The organism is Micromonospora sp. LOL_023, assembly GCF_048060115.1.
GTDB lineage: Bacteria > Actinomycetota > Actinomycetes > Mycobacteriales > Micromonosporaceae > Micromonospora_E.
In genome coordinates this window covers 36,281-53,915 of record NZ_JBHMIM010000026.1, presented here as the reverse complement: position 1 = coordinate 53,915, position 17,635 = coordinate 36,281, and the positions used below count along the sequence as shown (strand labels likewise).

At 69.1% G+C, this 17,635-nt stretch carries 16 protein-coding genes and 3 pseudogenes; 10 read left to right on the top strand and 9 right to left on the bottom strand.

The features are described from left to right. Window positions 1-116: 116 nt before the first annotated feature. The 4 genes and pseudogenes from ACFHVL_RS15990 to ACFHVL_RS15975 all read left to right on the top strand — a co-directional run. Window positions 117-362, top strand: a pseudogene (locus tag ACFHVL_RS15990) (Scr1 family TA system antitoxin-like transcriptional regulator); the annotation flags it as partial. Beyond that, on the top strand, window positions 359-568 hold the full coding sequence (locus ACFHVL_RS15985; RefSeq protein WP_416628685.1) for a DUF397 domain-containing protein: 210 nt from the start codon (window positions 359-361) through the stop codon (window positions 566-568). The pseudogene ACFHVL_RS15990 and the gene ACFHVL_RS15985, both read left to right, overlap by 4 nt. A gap of 43 nt (window positions 569-611) precedes the next feature. Next, window positions 612-1,313, top strand: coding sequence for a uridine kinase family protein (locus tag ACFHVL_RS15980; RefSeq protein ID WP_416628683.1), 702 nt, complete (start codon window positions 612-614; stop codon window positions 1,311-1,313). 67 nt (window positions 1,314-1,380) lie between these two features. Continuing rightward, window positions 1,381-2,523, top strand: coding sequence for a M48 family metallopeptidase (locus ACFHVL_RS15975; protein ID WP_416628682.1), 1,143 nt, complete (start codon window positions 1,381-1,383; stop codon window positions 2,521-2,523). A gap of 86 nt (window positions 2,524-2,609) precedes the next feature. Here ACFHVL_RS15975 and ACFHVL_RS15970 read toward each other — a convergent pair whose 3' ends face one another. Next, complete coding sequence (locus ACFHVL_RS15970; protein ID WP_416628681.1) at window positions 2,610-4,160, bottom strand: plasmid pRiA4b ORF-3 family protein; 1,551 nt, start codon at window positions 4,158-4,160, stop codon at window positions 2,610-2,612. 65 nt (window positions 4,161-4,225) lie between these two features. Here ACFHVL_RS15970 and ACFHVL_RS15965 point away from each other — a divergent pair, with 65 nt between their 5' ends. Together ACFHVL_RS15965 and ACFHVL_RS15960 are read left to right on the top strand one after the other, a co-directional pair. After that, the gene (locus ACFHVL_RS15965) at window positions 4,226-5,611 is read left to right on the top strand and encodes a dipeptidase (protein ID WP_416628680.1); all 1,386 of its coding nucleotides are present in this window, start codon (window positions 4,226-4,228) and stop codon (window positions 5,609-5,611) included. A gap of 10 nt (window positions 5,612-5,621) precedes the next feature. Then, window positions 5,622-5,816 (top strand): annotated as a pseudogene (locus ACFHVL_RS15960) (hypothetical protein); the annotation flags it as partial. A gap of 205 nt (window positions 5,817-6,021) precedes the next feature. Here the strand turns inward: ACFHVL_RS15960 and ACFHVL_RS15955 are convergent. Together ACFHVL_RS15955 and ACFHVL_RS15950 are read right to left on the bottom strand one after the other, a co-directional pair. Next, window positions 6,022-6,324, bottom strand: a complete 303-nt coding sequence (locus tag ACFHVL_RS15955; protein WP_416628679.1) for a putative quinol monooxygenase — start codon at window positions 6,322-6,324, stop codon at window positions 6,022-6,024. Window positions 6,325-6,339: 15 nt separating this feature from the next. Then, the gene (locus tag ACFHVL_RS15950; protein ID WP_416628678.1) at window positions 6,340-7,377 is read right to left on the bottom strand and encodes a glutathione S-transferase family protein; all 1,038 of its coding nucleotides are present in this window, start codon (window positions 7,375-7,377) and stop codon (window positions 6,340-6,342) included. Between the two features lie 250 nt (window positions 7,378-7,627). Here ACFHVL_RS15950 and ACFHVL_RS15945 point away from each other — a divergent pair, with 250 nt between their 5' ends. Further along, window positions 7,628-8,377: a Clp protease N-terminal domain-containing protein gene (locus ACFHVL_RS15945; RefSeq protein ID WP_416628677.1), complete on the top strand. Its 750-nt coding sequence runs from the start codon at window positions 7,628-7,630 to the stop codon at window positions 8,375-8,377. 68 nt (window positions 8,378-8,445) lie between these two features. Here ACFHVL_RS15945 and ACFHVL_RS15940 read toward each other — a convergent pair whose 3' ends face one another. Continuing rightward, window positions 8,446-9,330 (bottom strand): YihY/virulence factor BrkB family protein, encoded by an 885-nt coding sequence (locus tag ACFHVL_RS15940; protein ID WP_416628676.1) that lies wholly within the window; start codon window positions 9,328-9,330, stop codon window positions 8,446-8,448. Between the two features lie 229 nt (window positions 9,331-9,559). Then, window positions 9,560-10,081: pseudogene (locus tag ACFHVL_RS15935) on the bottom strand (TerC family protein); the annotation flags it as partial. Window positions 10,082-10,323: 242 nt separating this feature from the next. Between ACFHVL_RS15935 and ACFHVL_RS15930 the strand changes: the two are divergent. Continuing rightward, complete coding sequence (locus tag ACFHVL_RS15930) at window positions 10,324-10,659, top strand: helix-turn-helix transcriptional regulator (RefSeq protein WP_416628674.1); 336 nt, start codon at window positions 10,324-10,326, stop codon at window positions 10,657-10,659. Between the two features lie 65 nt (window positions 10,660-10,724). Here the strand turns inward: ACFHVL_RS15930 and metK are convergent, their stop codons facing one another. The 4 genes from metK to ACFHVL_RS15910 form a co-directional block, all read right to left on the bottom strand. Beyond that, window positions 10,725-11,924 carry a methionine adenosyltransferase gene (metK, locus tag ACFHVL_RS15925; RefSeq protein ID WP_416628673.1) on the bottom strand — a complete coding sequence of 400 codons (1,200 nt, stop codon included), beginning with the start codon at window positions 11,922-11,924 and terminating at the stop codon, window positions 10,725-10,727. 81 nt (window positions 11,925-12,005) lie between these two features. Next, window positions 12,006-13,106, bottom strand: a complete 1,101-nt coding sequence (locus tag ACFHVL_RS15920) for a methyltransferase (RefSeq protein WP_416628671.1) — start codon at window positions 13,104-13,106, stop codon at window positions 12,006-12,008. Window positions 13,107-13,178: 72 nt separating this feature from the next. Continuing rightward, complete coding sequence (locus ACFHVL_RS15915) at window positions 13,179-14,873, bottom strand: class I adenylate-forming enzyme family protein (RefSeq protein WP_416628670.1); 1,695 nt, start codon at window positions 14,871-14,873, stop codon at window positions 13,179-13,181. A gap of 30 nt (window positions 14,874-14,903) precedes the next feature. Then, window positions 14,904-15,266: a VOC family protein gene (locus ACFHVL_RS15910; RefSeq protein ID WP_416628669.1), complete on the bottom strand. Its 363-nt coding sequence runs from the start codon at window positions 15,264-15,266 to the stop codon at window positions 14,904-14,906. Between the two features lie 131 nt (window positions 15,267-15,397). Between ACFHVL_RS15910 and ACFHVL_RS15905 the strand changes: the two genes are divergently transcribed. Together ACFHVL_RS15905 and ACFHVL_RS15900 are read left to right on the top strand one after the other, a co-directional pair. Then, complete coding sequence (locus tag ACFHVL_RS15905; RefSeq protein ID WP_416628668.1) at window positions 15,398-16,747, top strand: aspartate kinase; 1,350 nt, start codon at window positions 15,398-15,400, stop codon at window positions 16,745-16,747. Window positions 16,748-16,787: 40 nt separating this feature from the next. After that, window positions 16,788-17,597 (top strand): 2-amino-3,7-dideoxy-D-threo-hept-6-ulosonate synthase, encoded by an 810-nt coding sequence (locus ACFHVL_RS15900; protein WP_416628667.1) that lies wholly within the window; start codon window positions 16,788-16,790, stop codon window positions 17,595-17,597. Window positions 17,598-17,635 lie beyond the last annotated feature (38 nt).

Below are 17,635 nucleotides of genomic sequence, written 5' to 3'. Positions count from 1 at the left end.
TTGATCATGGTCCCATGTGGTAGACAACTGCTGAATTGGTAAGGCGGATCCGGTCGGAAGTGCCGAGGTCGTGCGGGGCCGAACTCGATCGCCTTCGGTAGCTCTCCAGCCAGCGGCACATCTCGATCCGGGCGCTGCCGACCGCAGTCGGCGGACACATCAGCGCGCAGAGCGGCTTCACGCTCTTTGGAATGCCGCACCCGTATCCGGAGGTGGCCTACGTCGAAGGGCTGGTCGGCCGACTGTTCCTCGAATGGCCCAAGTCCACCCGGTTCGTGCAGGCGTACGATCGTCTGCGCCAGGTCGCGCTCCCGGAGGCCGATTCAGATCGGCTGATCTCAACGATCTTGGAGGAATTGTGATTGACGAGCTCAGCGACGTCAGATGGCGGATCAGCGCCCGAGGCGCGAGCGGTGGCGGCAACTGTGTGGAGGCGGGGGCGCTGGCGGATGGGCGGATCGCGGTGCGGCACAGCGAGGCGCCTGGCGCGGCCATCATCATCTATACCCGCGCCGAGTGGGACGCCTTCCTCGCCGGGGCCAGGAACGGGGAGTTCGATTTCGGCTGACCGACCGGGCACGGTCGAGAGTTTCGAAGGGCTGGCCCGGCGGGTGTACGCGGGGCCGGCCCGCCTCGGCCGGGTCCGGCTCGTCGTGGTCGACGGCCCGAGCGGGGCCGGCAAGTCGACCTTCGCCGACCGGCTGGCCGTCGCCTGCGCGGCACTCGAGCCGACCGAGCCGGCATGGTCGACTGAGTCAGCCTGGTCGACTGAGCCGGCGTGGTCGACTGAGCCGGCGTGGTCGACTAAATCAGCGTGGCCGCCCGGTTCAGCCCGCCCGGCAGTCGCCTGCGGAGTGGCGGTCGTGCGGACCGACGATCTGCTCGATGGTTGGCTCGACCAGTTCACTTTCTGGCCCCGGCTGCGTGACTGGGTGCTCAGTCCGCTGCGCGTCGGCCGGCCGGCCCGCTACCGCCGCTACGACTGGGCGACCGAGCGGTTCGGCGACCAGTGGATCACCGTCGCGCCGCCGGGCGTACTCGTGCTCGAAGGGGTGAGCGCGGCGCGGGCGGCGATCCGGCCGACCGCGACGCTGTCGGTCTTCGTCACCGCGCCGCCGTCGGTGTGCCTGGCCCGGTCGCTGGTCCGTGACGGTGCGGCGATGCAGCCGGTGCTGGACCGCTGGCGCAAGGCCGAGGAGCGGTTCTTCGCCGCCGACGGCACACCTGACGCGGTCGATCTGCTGGTGGCCGGAGCAGCGCCACTGCCTGCGGAGTCGGGCTCGTACCGGCGGATCGGCGGCCGGTCGACGTAGACGCCGGTGGCGCCGGTGGGGCACCATCGGCTAGGTAGGCCACTCAGCCGACCCGGGAGCGCCCGAGATGACCGCAGACGACGACAGCGCCACGACGCCTGCCGATCGGGACATTCCAGCAAGCAACCCGGCGCAGCCGGACGGCCAGGAGGCGAGCCCGCCGGCCCGACGGCGGATCGCGTTGACCGGGATCAGCTCCCGGGCCTGGGAACACCCGGCCGACCGGGGCGCGCTGACCGCCCTGCGCGAGCTGCGCGGCTTCGACGACGTGGTCAAAACGTTCTTCGGGATGTGGAACGAGCGTGCGTTCCGGCTCTCCTACCTGGCCTCGTCGGTCCGGGTGGACCATCGGCAGTATCCGCGGGTGCACCGGCTGTTCGCCGAGGCTGCGGCCACCCTCGACGTGCCGGAGCTGCCGGAGCTGTTCGTCACCCAGTCTCCGGTGCTGGGCGCCCAGGCGATCGGCCTGGACAAGCCGTTCATCGTGATCAACACCGCCTGCGTGCAGCAGTTCGACGACGAGGAACTGCGTACGCTGCTCGGCCACGAACTCGGTCACGTGCGCAGCGGGCACGCCGTCTACCAGACGATTCTCGCCATCCTGACCCGCTGGGCGGCGAACCTGAGCTGGCTGCCGGTCGGGGCCATCGCGCTGCGGGCGATCATCGCCGCGATGCTGGAATGGTGGCGTAAGGCGGAGCTATCCGGGGACCGGGCCGGCCTGCTCGCCGGGCAGGACCCGGCGGCGTCGCTGCGACTGCTGATGAAGCTGGCCGGTGGCGGCGACCTCAGCCAGATCGACACGGCCGCCTTCCTGGAGCAGGCCGCCGAGTACGAGGGCGGCGGTGACCTGCGCGACAGTATGCACAAGCTGCGGATGACGGCGTGGAGCACCCATCCGGTGCCGGTGGCGCGGGCGGCGGCGCTGCGCCAGTGGATCGACTCCGGTGGCTACGGGCAGGTCCTGGCCGGGGAGTATCCGCGTCGCGACGACGATTCGACCGCCTCGGTGACCGAAGAGATCAAGGCCGCCGCCCAGGCGTACCGGGAGGAGTTCGGCCGCAGTCAGGATCCGCTGGTCGGGCTGCTGCGCCGGCTCGGCACCGGCGCCGCGGACATGGGGGAGTGGGCCAGCGGCGCGGCCGGGCGGGCACGCTCCTGGGCGAGTGCGGCCAGCAGCACCGGCCGGCCCGGCAGCCGGCCCCAATAGGTGACCGGGCCGCCGGCCTGTCGACCTGGCCTGCGGCCGCCAGCGTGCCGGCCGCCAGCGGGGCGACCGGCAGGGCCGGCTGCGGGTCAGCGCAGGGTAGCCAGGCGTTGGTCGACCCGGTCGGCGTCGAAGCGCTCGGGGTCGAACGCGGTCTGCCGCTCGTCGAGACCGAGCCATTCCCGCCGGTCGGCATGCTCCGGATGCGTCGGGTCGGCCACCGCGTCGAGCAGGTTCGCGTAGCCCAGGACCCCACCGCAGTCCTCCGGCGGCGCGGCCCGCTCGCCACCCGTACACCGGGGGTAGCTGGCCGCCGGGTCGCGGTCGGTGACCGCCACGACGGTGATCTCGTGCTCCCAGTCGTCGCCGAAGTCGTACCGGTAGGTGAACGTTTCGCCTTCGGCGGCGGCGACCTGTTCCAAGGTGACCTTTCGCTCCGAGGGATGCCTGGTCTGGTTTCCCGGTGGCGCGAACTCGCCGTACGAGGTCTCGAACAGGTGCAGGTGGCTGTCGTCCCAGTCGAACACCGACTGGATCACGTAGTGCAGGGTCTCCAGCGGGGTGTCACCCACCACCTCCACCTGTCGCCGGATCGGCGGCTCGCTGCCGGCCAGTTCCACGCCGAGTCGGTAGACCGGTGCCGGCCCCTGGGACTTCTTCCGTTTCGGCGGCAGCTTGCGGGCCGGGGCCGACCGGGGGCGACCTCGGCCTATCGCGGCGGGCGTCCTGCCGAGCAGGCCGGGGAACAGGGCCGCCGGGTCGATCACCTCGTCGTCATCGTCGTGATGCGGGGCGGCCGGGCGGTCCGATGCCGGGATCGTCGCGAGCCGGGCCCGCAGCAGGGTCGCGAGCACCGGGTAGTCCGGTCCGTCGTCCTCGTCCAGGTCGTCGTCCGTGCCGTCGTCGATCAGGAAGTCGTCACCGGTCGACAGGCCGCCGTCGAGCTCGTCGTCGTCGAATTCCTCGTCGTCGAGATCCGCGTCGTCTTCGTCGTGCACCTGCCGGGCGTCGAGCGCCTGCTCGAGATGCCAGCGTAGGTCGGCCGGATCGAGCCGAATCTGGGTGGTGCCGACAGTCTCGATCAGCTTGTCCAGTGCGTCGGGCAGTTTGTCGCCGTCGAGCAGGGCGATGTCCTGGGCGGCTCCGCAGTCGGTGTGGTCGACGAAGATCATCATCGCGTGCGTCCGGCCGGCCCGCTGGAAGCCGACGGCGAACACGGTCATGATCCCGCCGGTGTCGTCGAGTCGCCAACAGTCTCCGACGGTCACCTCGTCGGTGATCTCGTCGGCCCACTTGGGTCGTGGTGTGCCGGACTCGGCGAGCGCGTTCATCGCGGTGGTGGCGACGTCGGCGGTCGGCTGCGGGGCCACCGCGGCGATCGCGGCCAACAGTGCCAGCGCCTCGGTGCCGCCCTGGGCGGCCAGCTGCGGGATCAGGCCGTGGCTCATCGGGCTGATGCCGTCCGGGTCCGGGGCGTCGTCGATCATCGCGACGAACATCGCACCGGTCATCTCGGCGGTGAGCGGATCCTCGTCGCCGATCAGGTCAGCGGCGCTGGTCAGCATCGTGGCGATGATGCCGTCGGCGTCTCCGCTGCAGCCGGGGCAGTTGCATGCTTCGGGGGTCGTCGTGCCGTCCATCGGGCCAGTGTGCCGCCTCAGCCGGGCGGGCGCGACTCGACATGCCCGGAGCCTACGATCGTCGGATGACTGCTGCCAACCCCACCATCGCAGACCTGCGGGCTGCCGTCGCCAGGGAACTGCCGGGTGTCCGCGCCGACCTGGAACGGTTGATCCGGATCCCCGGCATCGCCTTCGACGGCTTCGATCACAGCCACGTGGAACGTTCCGCGCAGGCGGTGGCCGAGCTAACCCGAGGCTGCGGGCTGGACGTGCAGGTGGTGCGGGCCGGCGGGCAGCCGGCGGTGATCGGCCGGCGGCCGGCACCGCCGGGTGCCCCGACGGTGCTGCTGTACGCCCACCACGACGTGCAGCCGGTCGGTGACCTGGCACTGTGGACCAGTGACCCGTTCGAGCCGGTCGAGCGGGACGGCCGGCTGTACGGGCGTGGTGCCGCCGACGACAAGGCCGGCGTGATGGCGCACATCGCCGCGCTGCGGGCGTACGGCGACGACTTGCCGGTCGGCGTGGTGCTCTTCGTCGAAGGCGAGGAGGAGTACGGCAGCGAGTCGCTGTCGCACCTGCTCGACGAGCACCGCGACGCCCTGGCCGCCGACGTGATCGTGATCGCAGACTCGGCCAACTGGGAGATCGGCGTACCGGCGTTGACGACGTCGCTGCGCGGCCTGGTCAGCTGTTTCGTCGAGGTCCGCACGCTGCGCCAGGCGGTGCACAGTGGCATGTTCGGCGGCCCGGTGCCGGACGCGTTGACCGCGCTCTGCCGGCTGCTGGCCACCCTGCACGACGACGCCGGTGACGTGGCCGTGCCGGGCCTCCTCGGGCGGACCGGCGCTGCGGTGGACCTGCCGGAGCAGCGGCTGCGCGACGAGGCCGGCATGGTCGACGGGGTGCGGTTCACCGGCACCGGGGCGTTGACCGACCGGCTCTGGACCAAGCCGGCCTTGGCGGTGTTGGGCATCGACGCTCCGGCCACCGATGGTGCGCCGAACGCGTTGGTGCCGGCAGCCCGCGCCAAGCTGAGCCTGCGGCTGGCACCCGGCGACGACCCGGCGAAGGCGTACGCGGCGTTGACCGCGCACCTGCAGGCGCGCGCGCCGTGGGGGGCGCAGGTGGCGGTGAGCCTGGAAAGCGACGGTGACGCCTGCGTTATCGACGCGACCGGCCCGTACTTCGACGCGGCCCGGGCGGCGTTCGCGGCTGCCTGGGACGGCACCGTGCCGGTGGAGATCGGGGTCGGCGGGTCGATTCCGTTCATCGCCACCATCCAGGAGATGTTTCCGGCGGCGGCGATCCTGGTGACCGGGGTGGAGGATCCGTACTCCGGAGCGCACGGGCCGAATGAGAGCCTGCACCTGGGTGAGTTCGAGCGGGTCTGCCTGGCGGAGACGTTCCTGCTGACGGCGGTGGCGAATCCGGCGATTCTGCTGCGCGAGGCGGGAACCGTCCGCTAGGGTTTCGAACATGCGTACGAACGAGGTGATCGCGCGGCTCGACGCCGCCGTCAGTGCTCTGCGGGACGTCGACGTCTCCGCGTGGCCGGAGGAGTCGCTGCGCGCCCAGCTCAGCGAGCTCTCGGTCGCTCTCTGCGCCGTTGATTCGGCATTGGCCCGGGTGGCAGACCAGGTGCGCGCCCGGGGTCTGCGGGTCGAGGAGCCGGCCGGGGCCACCGCGCCGGCCCGCCGCCGCGAGGACAACGATCCCGGGCTGCTGGTCGTCGCGTAACCGACGACAGACGGTCACCGCATAGCTGGCAAGCGCAATTGTGTCGCTGGTGGCTGCCAGGATGGGTCGGTGCGGTTCATCGAGCTGGCGGCCACCTCGACCGCGGTGACCACCACGCCCGGCCGGCGGCACCGGGCGGTCACGGTGGGCCGACGGACGACACCTCGAAGCGCCAGACCTGCGCGTCACGGATCTGGGCAAGTTGTTCGTCCGACGGGCCGGATCCGTCTGCCGGACCCTGGTCGCGGAACGTCAACAGCTCGGCTTCGGACTCCCACCGTTCGTACACGTTGATCCGGTCGGATTCGACCAGGTCGGCACTGAGGCTGAAGTCGAGGCAGCCCGGCGCGGACCGGGCGGCCGTGACCACGGGTTGGCAGGCGGCGAGGTATGAATCGCGGTCGGCGGGCTCGGTTCGCAGCGTTCCAGCGATGATGATCATGCTGCTCCTGGTCGGTCAGATCAGCGGGTTGTGACCGGCGGGCACGATTTCGCCGGACGGCGGTGGCGGCGGCGGGGTGCCATCACCGAACGGGCGACCGCCGAGCTGCTCCCGCCCGTGTGGCGTCAGCCAGTTGGCCAGCTCCGGGCCGAGCGGCACCACCCCGGTCGGGTTGATGTCGCGATGGACCTCGTAGTAGTGCCGCTTGATGTGATCGAAGTCGATGGTGTCGCCGAAGCCGGGGGTCTGGAACAGATCCCGGGCGTACGCCCACAGTACCGGCATCTCGGTCAGCTTCTGCCGGTTGCACTTGAAGTGCCCATGGTAGACCGGATCGAAGCGGACCAGCGTGGTGAACAGCCGTACGTCGGCTTCGGTGATGGTGTCCCCGACCAGGTAGCGCTGGCTCGCCAGCCGGCTGCTGAGCCAGTCGAGCCGGTCGAACAGCCGATGGTACGACTTTTCGTAGGCTTCCTGGCTGCCGGCGAAACCGCACCGGTAGACCCCGTTGTTCACGTCGGCGAAGACGGCACCGTTGACCTCGTCGATCTCGGCCCGCAGCGCCTCGGGGTAGAGCTCGGGTGCGCCCGGCCGGTGGTACGCGGTCCATTCGGTCGACAGGTCCAGGGTGAGCTGTGCGTAGTCGTTGGTCACCACCTGGCCGGTCGGCACGTCGACGATGGCCGGCACGGTGATTCCACGCTCGTAGCCGGGCATTCGGGCGAAGAAGGCTTCCTGCAGCCGCTCGATGCCGAGCACCGGGTCCCGGTCGTCGGGGTCCAGGTCGAAGGTCCAGCTGCGCTTGTCGTGGGTCGGCCCGGCGATGCCCATCGACAGCGCCTTCTCCAGGCCGAGCAGCCGCCGGACGATGATGGCCCGGTTCGCCCACGGGCAGGCCCGACTGACCACCAGACGGTAGCGTTCCGGCTCCACCGGGTATCCGTCACGGCCGTCGGCGGTGATTCGCGTCGCGATGTAGCGCTGGTCGCGGGTGAACTCGCCGCCTGGGTTGACGTAGCTACCGTCGGTGCTGCCATCCGCTGTCTTCGCCATGTCTGTACGGTACCTATTCGACTCCGCCAGCATCCCGCCTCTGCGGCGATAGCTTCGACCCTGGTCCACGAGTGAGCGTTCGATGCGGCTGGTACAGCTACTTCTCGGTGTACGCCATCAACGACCGGGCCCTGCTGGCGGTGCTCGGCTCGGCTCGATGTTGGACGAGCACGTGGCCAACCAGATCCGACTCTGATCCGATCGTCAACTTCAGGTTGACGTTTTGCCTGCGTCAACCTATGGTTGACGCATGAGTGATTCTGTCCAGTTCGCCAGCCCCGTCCGGCTCGACGACCTGATCGCCGGCATCAAGAAGGCCAACAGCGACCGCCTCGCCCAACTCAGCAACGCCGTCGTCATCGGCGATCACCTCGGCGAGCTCGCCGACCACCTGATCGGCCACTTCGTGGATCAGGCCCGCCGATCCGGTGCCTCGTGGACGGAGATCGGCCGCAGCATCGGCGTCAGCAAGCAGGCCGCCCAGAAGCGGTTCGTGCCGAAGGCGCCCGGCGAGCCCAACGACCTCGACCCGCAGCAGGGCTTCAACCGGTTCACCCCGGAGGCCCGCAACGTCGTCGTCGCCGCCCAAAACGAGGCCCGGTCGGCCGGAAACGACGAGATCTGTACCCCCCATCTGGTGCTCGCTCTGCTCGCCCAGCCGCAGACCCCCGCCGCCCAGGCCCTCGCCGCCCAGGTGCCCGACCTCGACCGGGTACGCCGACAGGCGGAGACGGCACTGCCGCCGGCCGTCGAGCACGTTCCGGAGCTGATTCCGTTCGACGCACACGTCCGCAAGGTGCTGGAGCTGACCTTCCGCGAGGCGCTGCGGCTCGACGACCGGGTCGTCGGGACCGCCCACATCCTGCTGGCCTTGCTGGAGTTCGCCGCGGACGCCGGCCCGCTGGCCGACCTCGGCGTGACCAAGGCCAGCGTCGAGGAGTACGTGCGATCGACGCCCCGCGACGACGCGCCGGCAGCCGACGACCAGTCAGCCGGCTGACGCCGAACCAGGCCCGCCCGGCCGCCTGGCATAGGCCCCGGGCGGCCCGGTGGGCGCCGGGCGAACTGTCAGGCTTCCGCCGGCCGCCGGTGCTCCGGCACCTTGCTGGAGTCCCGCAACTCCAGGTATGGCTCCCCATCGGCGGGGTGGCCGGCGGCGATGGCCCGGCCGCGCTCCAACTCGGCGTCCAACTCCCCGCCGAGCAGAATCGCGATGTTGGTCAGCCACAGCCAGACCAGGAAGACGATGACTCCGGCGATGGCGCCGTAGGTCTCGTTGTAGGAGGCGAAGTTGGCGACGTAGAAGGCGAACGCGGCGGAGACCGCCAACCAGAGCAGCACCGCCAGCACGCTGCCCGGGCTCACCCAGCGGAAGCCGCCGTGTCTGGCGTTCGGCGTGGCCCAGTAGAGGATCGAGAACATCAAGCTGACCAGGACGACCAGCACCGGCCACTTGGCGACGTCCCAGGTGGCGACCGCAGCGGGTCCGGCACCGATCAGCTCGCCGGCCTGTTCGGCGAGTTCGCCGGTGAACACGACGATGAGGGCGCTGGCGATCAGCATCAGCCCGATCACCGCGGTGACACCCAGCCGGATCGGCAGCGTCTTCCAGATCGGCCGGCCCTCCGGCACGTCGTAGATCGCGTTGGCGGCCCGCATGAACGCCCCGATGTAGCTCGACGCCGACCAGAACGCGGCGAGCAGACCGAGGATGGCGACCAGTCCGGCCGTACCGCCGCTGTCGCGGACCTGATCGATCGCCTGGTCGAGGAATCCGCCGATCTCACCGGGGGCGATGTCCCCGATCACGGCTTGGACGTCGTCGGTGGCGCCGTCGCCGAGCAGACCGACGACCGACACCAAGACCAGCAGGCCCGGGAAGATCGACAGCACCCCGTAGTACGTCAGCCCGGCGGCCAGGTCGGGGATCGCGTCGGCGGTGAACTCACCCACGGTCCGACGGACGGCCGCCCACCAGGAGGAACCGGCGAGATCGGTGGGGCTATCCGGCCCCTCGTCCGGCCCGACTGGCGGGCGGTTCGGCTGGGTCGCGGTCGTGGCCGGGCCGTCGTGGCTCGGCGGTGATCCCGCCGTATGTGCTGCTGGCATCGCGGTGACCTCCGGTTTCGTCCTGCTGGGGGTCTTGCCCAGCTGCGTCCGTGGCCAACCGTGCCGAGGTGCGGGTGGCGACCCGACGGCCGCCGATCCGGGTGAAGAACCGGGCACCGTGGTACGCCGGGTCGGTCGGGACCACCCGCCGGACGATCCGTACGACGACGTTGCGCTCCGGCGCCACCTCTGCGCCGTGCTGGAACGCCATCTTGTACGCGGTGTAGACGAGGAACGCACCGAAGACGTACGCGGTCCAGAAGAAGGTCTCCAGCAGTTGGGCACCGGCGAAGATGAAGACGAGCCGGAACACCAGCGCCCCGACGACGCCCCAGAACAGCACCTTGTGCTGGTAGGCGGCGGGCACCGCGAAGTAGCTGAAGACCATGGCGAACACGAAGACGTTGTCGACCGACAACGCCTTCTCGATCAGGTAGCCGGCGTAGTAGGCCCCGGCCACCTGATCGCCCTGCCAGAGCCAGAGCAACCCGCCGAAGGCCAGCCCGGCGGCGATCCAGACGCCGGACCAGACGGCTGCCTCGCGGAAGCCGACCACATGGTTGTCGCGGTGCAGGAACAGATCCACCGCGAGCATCGCGGCGAGCACCAGACTCAGCGCGAGCCAGACCCAGAGGGGAACGTGAAACGACAGATCGTCCACCGTGGCCACTATTCCTGGAACGGACTGGCGGCGTGCGGGGTTGCCGCCGCGGTCCTCTCCACGGTTGCACGAAGAACAAAACGCGTCAACAGACACGCGATTCAGTTTTCGTGTTTCTTGCTACTTGTGTGCGGTACAGTGCCGATCGGGACGACGGTCGAGGAGGGCGGGTGGGGATGTCAGAGCCAGGAGCGGCGGCCGGAGCTGCCCGGAGCTGGACCTTCCTGACCAACCACGCGCACGTGCTGCTCGCCATCGCCCGCGACCCGACGATGCGGTTGCGCGATGTCGCCGACAGCGTCGGGGTCACCGAGCGGGCCGCTCAATCGATCGTCGCTGACCTCGAGGCCGGCGGATACCTGCAGCGGGCCCGGGTCGGTCGCCGCAACCACTACACGGTCAACCCGGCCGGCCGGTTCCGGCATCCGGCGGAGGCGGACCAGCGCGTCGGTGCGCTGCTGGCACTGTTCACCGGCGACGAGCCGGCGAGCCCGGCGGCCCAACCGGACTAGCCGCCCGAGGTCGGACAGGTCCGATCGTCAGCCGGCCCGCAGCCAGAGATTCGGATGCCGCCCGGTCAGGCGCCGGCGGCGGACTTCAGGTCAGCCGCCCGCTCGGTGCTCTCCCACCTGAACTCCGGCAACTCCCGACCGAAGTGACCATACGCCGCAGTCGGCCGGTAGATCGGCCGCAACAGATCCAGATCCCGAATGATCGCCGCCGGCCGCAGATCGAACACCTCACCGATCGCCCGCTCGATCCGCTCCACCGGCACGTTCTCCGTACCGAACGTCTCCACGAACAAACTCACCGGATGCGCCTTACCGATCGCATACGCCACCTGCGTCTCACACCGCTCCGCCAACCCGGCGGCCACCACGTTCTTCGCCACCCACCGCATCGCGTACGCCGCCGACCGATCCACCTTCGACGGATCCTTACCCGAGAACGCGCCACCACCATGCCGCGCATACCCACCATACGTATCCACGATGATCTTCCGACCCGTCAGACCCGCATCCCCCATCGGCCCACCGATCTCGAACCGACCCGTCGGATTCACCAACAACCGGTAACCCGCCGTCTCCAGACCAAGACCCTCCAACTCCGGACCGATCACATGCTCCCGCACATCCGGCGTCAACAACGACTCCAACGAGATGTCCGCCGCATGCTGACTCGACACCACCACCGTGTCCAACCGCACCGGCCGCAACCCGTCATACTCGATCGTCACCTGCGTCTTACCATCCGGACGCAGATACGGGATCGTCCCGTCCTTGCGCGACGCCGACAACCGCCGGGCCAGCCGATGCGCCAACGCGATCGGCAACGGCATCAACTCCGGCGTCTCCGAACAGGCGAACCCGAACATCATGCCCTGGTCACCAGCACCCTGCGCGTCCAGCGCGTCATCAGCCGACTCACCGACCCGCAACTCGATCGCCGTATCGACCCCCTGCGCGATGTCCGGCGACTGGGCACCGATCGACACACTCACACCACACGACGCCCCGTCGAACCCCTTCTTCGACGAGTCGTACCCGATCCCCAGGATCGTCTCCCGCACGATCGCCGGGATGTCGGCGTACGCCTGAGTGGTGACCTCACCCGCCACATGAACCTGGCCGGTGGTGATCAGCGTCTCGACCGCGACCCGCGACCGCGGGTCCTGCGCCAGCAACGCATCGAGGATCCCGTCACTGATCTGGTCAGCGATCTTGTCCGGGTGGCCCTCCGTGACAGACTCGGAGGTGAAAAGACTGACCTGGGGCATGCGGAGCTCCCGTCTCCTGTCGTTGTCAATCGGCCGCTGCCCGGCGTACCGCGGTAGGAGGCACGCCGGGCAGCTGAGGAGTCATGCCGGTACGGCGACGATGACGCTGGTAGGTGCCGGCGTACCGCGGGTCTCCTTGTGGCGCAGACCTGCGGCCTCGAACAGGCGCACGAACTCTGGTTCGGTGCGGACGTGTCCGTTCAGCAGCGAGAGCATCACGATGTCCTCGAACTTGCCGAAGTGCGGGGCGTCGCCTTCGGGAAGCACCTCGTCGATGATGATGAGCTGCCCGTCGTCCCGCATCGCCGCGCGGATGTTGCGCAGGATGGCGATGGCATCCTTGTCGTCCCAGTCGTGAATCGTCCAGGACAGGACGTAGACGTCGCCGCCGGCCGGCACCGAGACGAAGAAATCGCCGCCGATGCACTCAGCACGGTCCTGCAGGCCCTCGGCGGCGATCACCTCCGCCGCCTCGGTCACTACCGCCGGCAGGTCGAAAACGACCGCGGTCAGCTCGGGATACTGGCGCAGCAGCGTCGAGACGAGGAGTCCTTTACCTCCGCCTACGTCGACCAGCCTGCGCGCGTCGGAAAGATCATGTGATTCCAGGGTGGCCGAGTTGACCATCCGGGCCATCGTGCCCATTGCCCGGTTGAACAACGCAGACAACTCCGGCCGAGCACCAAAGTACGTCCACCAGTTCGTTCCGTGGACCTGGTCGAACGACGGCTGCCCGGTGCGGATGCTGTGCGCCAACGCGCCGAAGGCTCGCTGCCGCTCCGGCAGACCGACGTAGCGGGCGAGATCCCGCATCGATCCGTGCTCGTCGCTCCGTAGCGTCGCAGCCAGCGGGGTGAGCCGGAACGTACGTGGCGCGACCTCGGTGAAGACGCCGACGCTCGCCAGCGCCCGCAGCGCGCGGTAGAGGGCAGCCGCGTCGCTCCCGGTCCGGCGCGCCAACTCGTCGACATGGCAGATCTCCTCGTGGCTGCCGAAAGCATCGGCGACCCCGATGTCGGCGACCGCGACGAGCAGTTGGCTGACCAGCGAGCTGTAGAGCATCTCGTACATGCGAACCGGCGCGGGAGCGTTCGTGCCGTGGTGCAACGTGATGGCGTCACTACCCGGCATGTCGTCATGGCCGTACATCGGCCAGGTGACGGCGTCAGCTTGCGATGTCATCGGAACCTTCCTCGCTGAATCGGGGGTGTGCGGCTCGGTCGGAACGTGGAGCCCATTTCTCAGCCGACACCGTCATGGGACGGGTTGCCGCAGTACGTCGTGGAGTCGTTGGCGTAGTTGGCGCTTGAGGACCTTGCCGGTGGGACCGGTAGGGAAGTCCGCGGCATCGTGGGCTACCGCCGCCGCCCGCAGGGCCGGAAGGTCCCGGGCTGCCAGTGCCGCGTTCAGGGTGCTCAGGAGGTCGTCTGGCTCAGCCGCGCCGGGCATCAGCTTGATCGCGGCGAATGGCACGTCCCCGGCCTTCGGGGTGGGCGCCGCGACCGCGACCACCGCGCAGTCGGCCACCTGTGGGCAGCCGACCAGGATGGCTTCCTCCATGGGCAGGCTGTAGATCGGTCCGCCACTGCTGTGAATGACGTCGGGAACCCGGTCAACGTGATAGAACCGACCGCGCTCGTCCTGGTAGACGATGTCGCCGGTCAACCAGTAGCCGGAGATCGACGACCTGTTGGTGGTGCCTGAGTCGTTCCAGTAGCCGGCCGTCCGGGTCGGCGTACGCACGCCGAGCCGTCCGGGCTGGTGCGGTCCGAGCCGCCGGCCCGCGTCGTCCAGCACGGCAGCCTCGCGCACCACGCTGATCGGCGTGCCGACGCATCGGCTGTAGTCGGAACTTTCCGGTTCGCTGACCTTGCGGAACAGCGCCATACCCATCTCCGACGAGCCGAGGCCGTCGATGAAGCGGGAGCCAGGGCGGCCACCCCGCCGACCGGGCCGGTGGCCGTGCCGGATCAACGCCCGGATGTGTGCCTCGTGTGCCGAGTCGCCGGTGTTGATCCAGGTATGGATGCTCGCCGCCGCCGACTGATCGACAGACATCTCGGCAAGCTCGGCATACGTCTCGGGGAAGGCGACCACCATCGTTGGTTGGAACGCGGCCATCGCCTGATGCACGGCGGGTCCGCTGGAGTCCGCCATCACCAGTGTCGGCAGCCCGAGCAGGGTCGCGGTCATCAGATAGCTGATTCCGGCCGAGTGTGACTGAGGCAGGGCCGAGAGTAGCCGATTGCGGCTGGCCGGCGGGAAGTTCCACAACCGTTGGCGCTTGCCGAGGAAAAACTGCCGGTGCCCGAAGGTGGCTGCCTTCGGCGGCCCGGTCGTCCCGGAGGTGTGGCACAGCATGACCGGGTCATCGTCGGCGTGCGGGTACGGGTAGACCGGCGGCAGACCGCCCGATCCCCGTACGGTGGGTAGTTCGGTGTGCTCGGCGGTCCAGGCCGGTGGCGGGCCGTGGTGGCGCAGGGCCGCCAGCCGTTCGGCGGTGGCCACCACCCCGACTACTCCGATTCGGGCGGTGTACTCGGCGGCGACCGCCGTCGGCATGCGTCCGTTGACCAGGGCCGCCACGGCGCCGAGCGAGCTCAACGCCAGGAAGTGCAGGAAGGGATCTATGCCGTTGTCCAGGTACACGGCGACTGGGTCGCCCTTGCGCACCCCGGCGGAGTGGTACCACGACGCGTAGGCATCACGTGTCTGCGCCAACCCGTCCAGGCTGAACGATTCGATCGGCCCACCCCCTGCCGCTCGCCCTGCGTCCGGGCGTTGGGCGTAGAGGAAAGGACGGTCGGTGTGGCGGGTGTACCTGCGCACCAGTTCGAGGAAGTTGCCCACCCCGAGATCCCGGTCAAGGGCGAGCCGGATCCGTGCCGGGATCGGCACCCGGGCGGATGGACTGGCCACGATCCGAGGTAGTAAATCGTTGGATTTCATCGCCCACCTCCGAGTCGATGTTGTCGGTGTTCACCCCTCGTAGACCGTCAGTTCGTAGCCGTCCGGATCCTTGAACTGGAACTCCCGTCCGCAGAATCCGTCGCATGGCGGCTTGGTCAGCGTCACGTCATGCTTCTGCAGTTGCTCGGCCAGGCCATCCGGGTCCTTGGCCTTGATCCAGATGACCACACCCCAGCCGAGTTCGGCGACGGAGTCCAGGTCGATCGAGGTCTGCCGTAGCGCGAGATTGATCGGCTCGGCCGCGAAGACGGCGGCGTTCGGTGCCTTGGAGTCGGCGGGTACGAACCCGACGACGTCGCGGTAGAAGGCGCGGGATCGCTCAAGGTCGCGCACCTGTAGTGTCAAGAAGTTGGGTCCTACCACGTTGCTCATGCTCGGTCCCTCCGGTTGGCATACCTGCTTCTGTCGGTGAATCGATATGGCGATTCTGTCGTCCGGTGTTCCGTGGTGTCCATCGCGTATACGCGGGATCCGCGAATGCGGGTGGTGCGGTAATTCTGCCGATGGCGTTTCTGGGAATCAGGTGTTCGCGTGATGTGTCACCTCGGTGGTCGGTTGACCATTGGTTGCAGTCAACGGCGCCGGTGATTGGCGATGTCATGAAAATTGCAGTGCAAAAGTACGGTGGAACATCTTTGGCCAGCAGCGCGCAGATGAGAGCGGTCGCTGGCCGCGTCGCCGAGCGTCGCCGCAGCGGTTTCGCCACCGTGGTCGTGGTGTCCGCCAGAGGCGCGGCGACGGACCAGTTGATCGCTGACGCGGCCGATGTGGCCTTGTTCCGGTCGGGCCGGGAACTGGATCAGTTGCTGGTCACCGGGGAGAACGCCGCAGCTGCTCTGCTCGCCCTCGCGTTGCAGGACCGAGGGATGCCCGCGGTCTCACTCACCGCCGCGCAGGGTGGAATCTCGGCGGTGGGCCGGCATGGCGCGGCGATGATCGCGGCTGTCGACGACCGGCGAATTCGGCGCCACCTCATCGCCGGTGAGGTGGTCGTGGTCGCCGGTTTCCAGGGTATGGCCGACAACGGCGATGTGGTCACCCTCGGCCGCGGCGGCTCGGACACCACCGCCGTCGCCCTGGCCGCCATGCTCGGGGCAGCCGACTGCGAGATGTACACCGACGTCGAGGGCGTCTTCACCGCTGACCCGCGGGTCGTCCCGCAGGCGCGGGTGCTGAGCACGGTCGGCGTGGGAGTGATGGCGGAGATGGCCTTCGCGGGTGCCCGCGTACTGCACTGCCGGGCCGTGGAGTTGGCTGCGGCCCACGGCATGGACCTGGTGGTGCGCAGTTCGATGGTCCGGCAACCAGGCACCACGATTCTTGGACGGAGCGATCCTGAAATGGTAGAAAATGACGGATTCGTAACGGCAGTGACCCACGACTCCGATGCCGCACTCGTGCGAATCGAACCGGGCCGGACTGGCTCCGACCTCGCTCGAAGTGTGCTGGGGACGCTCGCCTCGGCCGCAGTACCGGTGGACATGGTCACCCTGCCGGAATCGGCCGCCCCTGGACTGCCGATGCGCTTCACCATCCGGCGGTCCGACATACCGTTCGCGACCGATGCGCTCGGTAGTTCGGCGCTCGGATCCGGCCCCCGATTCACGTTCGACCCCTCCGTCGGCAAGGTATCGCTGGTCGGCGCCGGAATGCTCAGCCGCCCGGAGAACGTCGCCGCGATGCTGGATGTGCTCGCGGAGCAGGACGTACCGGTCAGCCTGATCGCCACCACCCAGTTGCGGATCACCGCCGTCGTACCGGCGGATCGTCTCGTCGACGCCGCCGCGGCACTACACCGGCGATTCAACCTGGACCGTCCAGAGGTCCCGGCCGCGTCACTGACCTCCGCGTGACGCAACGTCGCGTCCGCGCCCTGCGGAAAGGTTATGGATCATGACTGTCGTTCGATCATTCGGCACCGAACTGCGCCTTCGACGGCTCGCCCGACACGGAGACAGCCGGCTGCTCGTGGTCCCGCTGGACCATTCGGTCAGTGACGGTCCGCTGATGCCGGCAAACCTGCTCGGCCCGCTCATCGCCGAGTTGGCCGGGAGCGGGGTGGACGCGGTGGTCCTGCATCAGGGCAGCGTACGTGCGGTGGACCCGGCGGCGTTCGGCACGATGGCGTTGATCGTCCACTTGAGCGCCAGCACCCGCCACGCGGCCGACCCGGACGCCAAGTATCTGGTCGCCACCGTATCGGCTGCTGTCCGTCGGGGAGCAGACGCCGTGAGTGTCCACGTCAACCTCGGGTCGCGCGAGGAGGCCCGGCAGCTAGCCGATCTGGCGGCCGTCGCGGAGGAAGCCGATCGATGGGGTATCCCGGTGCTCGCGATGATGTATCCGCGTGGGCCGCGGATCGAGAACCCCAACGCGCCGGAGCTGGTAGCCCACGCAGCCACTCTCGCAGCCGATCTCGGTGCCGATCTGGTGAAGGTCCCGTTCGCCGGTGGCACGCAGGCGATGGCCGATGTGGTGGTTGGCTGTCCCATCCCGGTGTTGGTCGCCGGAGGGCCCGCCCGGGACGGTTGGCCGGCGCTGGCCGACTACGTCGAGTCGATCATGCTTTCCGGGGTGGCCGGACTCGCCATGGGCCGCAACATCTTCCAGGCCCCCGACCCGGCCGGCCGGGCCGGCCGGGTCGCCGCGCTGGTGCACCCGGGTCGGGTGGCGGTGCCAGCCGCGGCTCTGGAGCCGGTCTAGGCCCCCGCCCCGCCTTCGGCGCATCACGTATCCACACC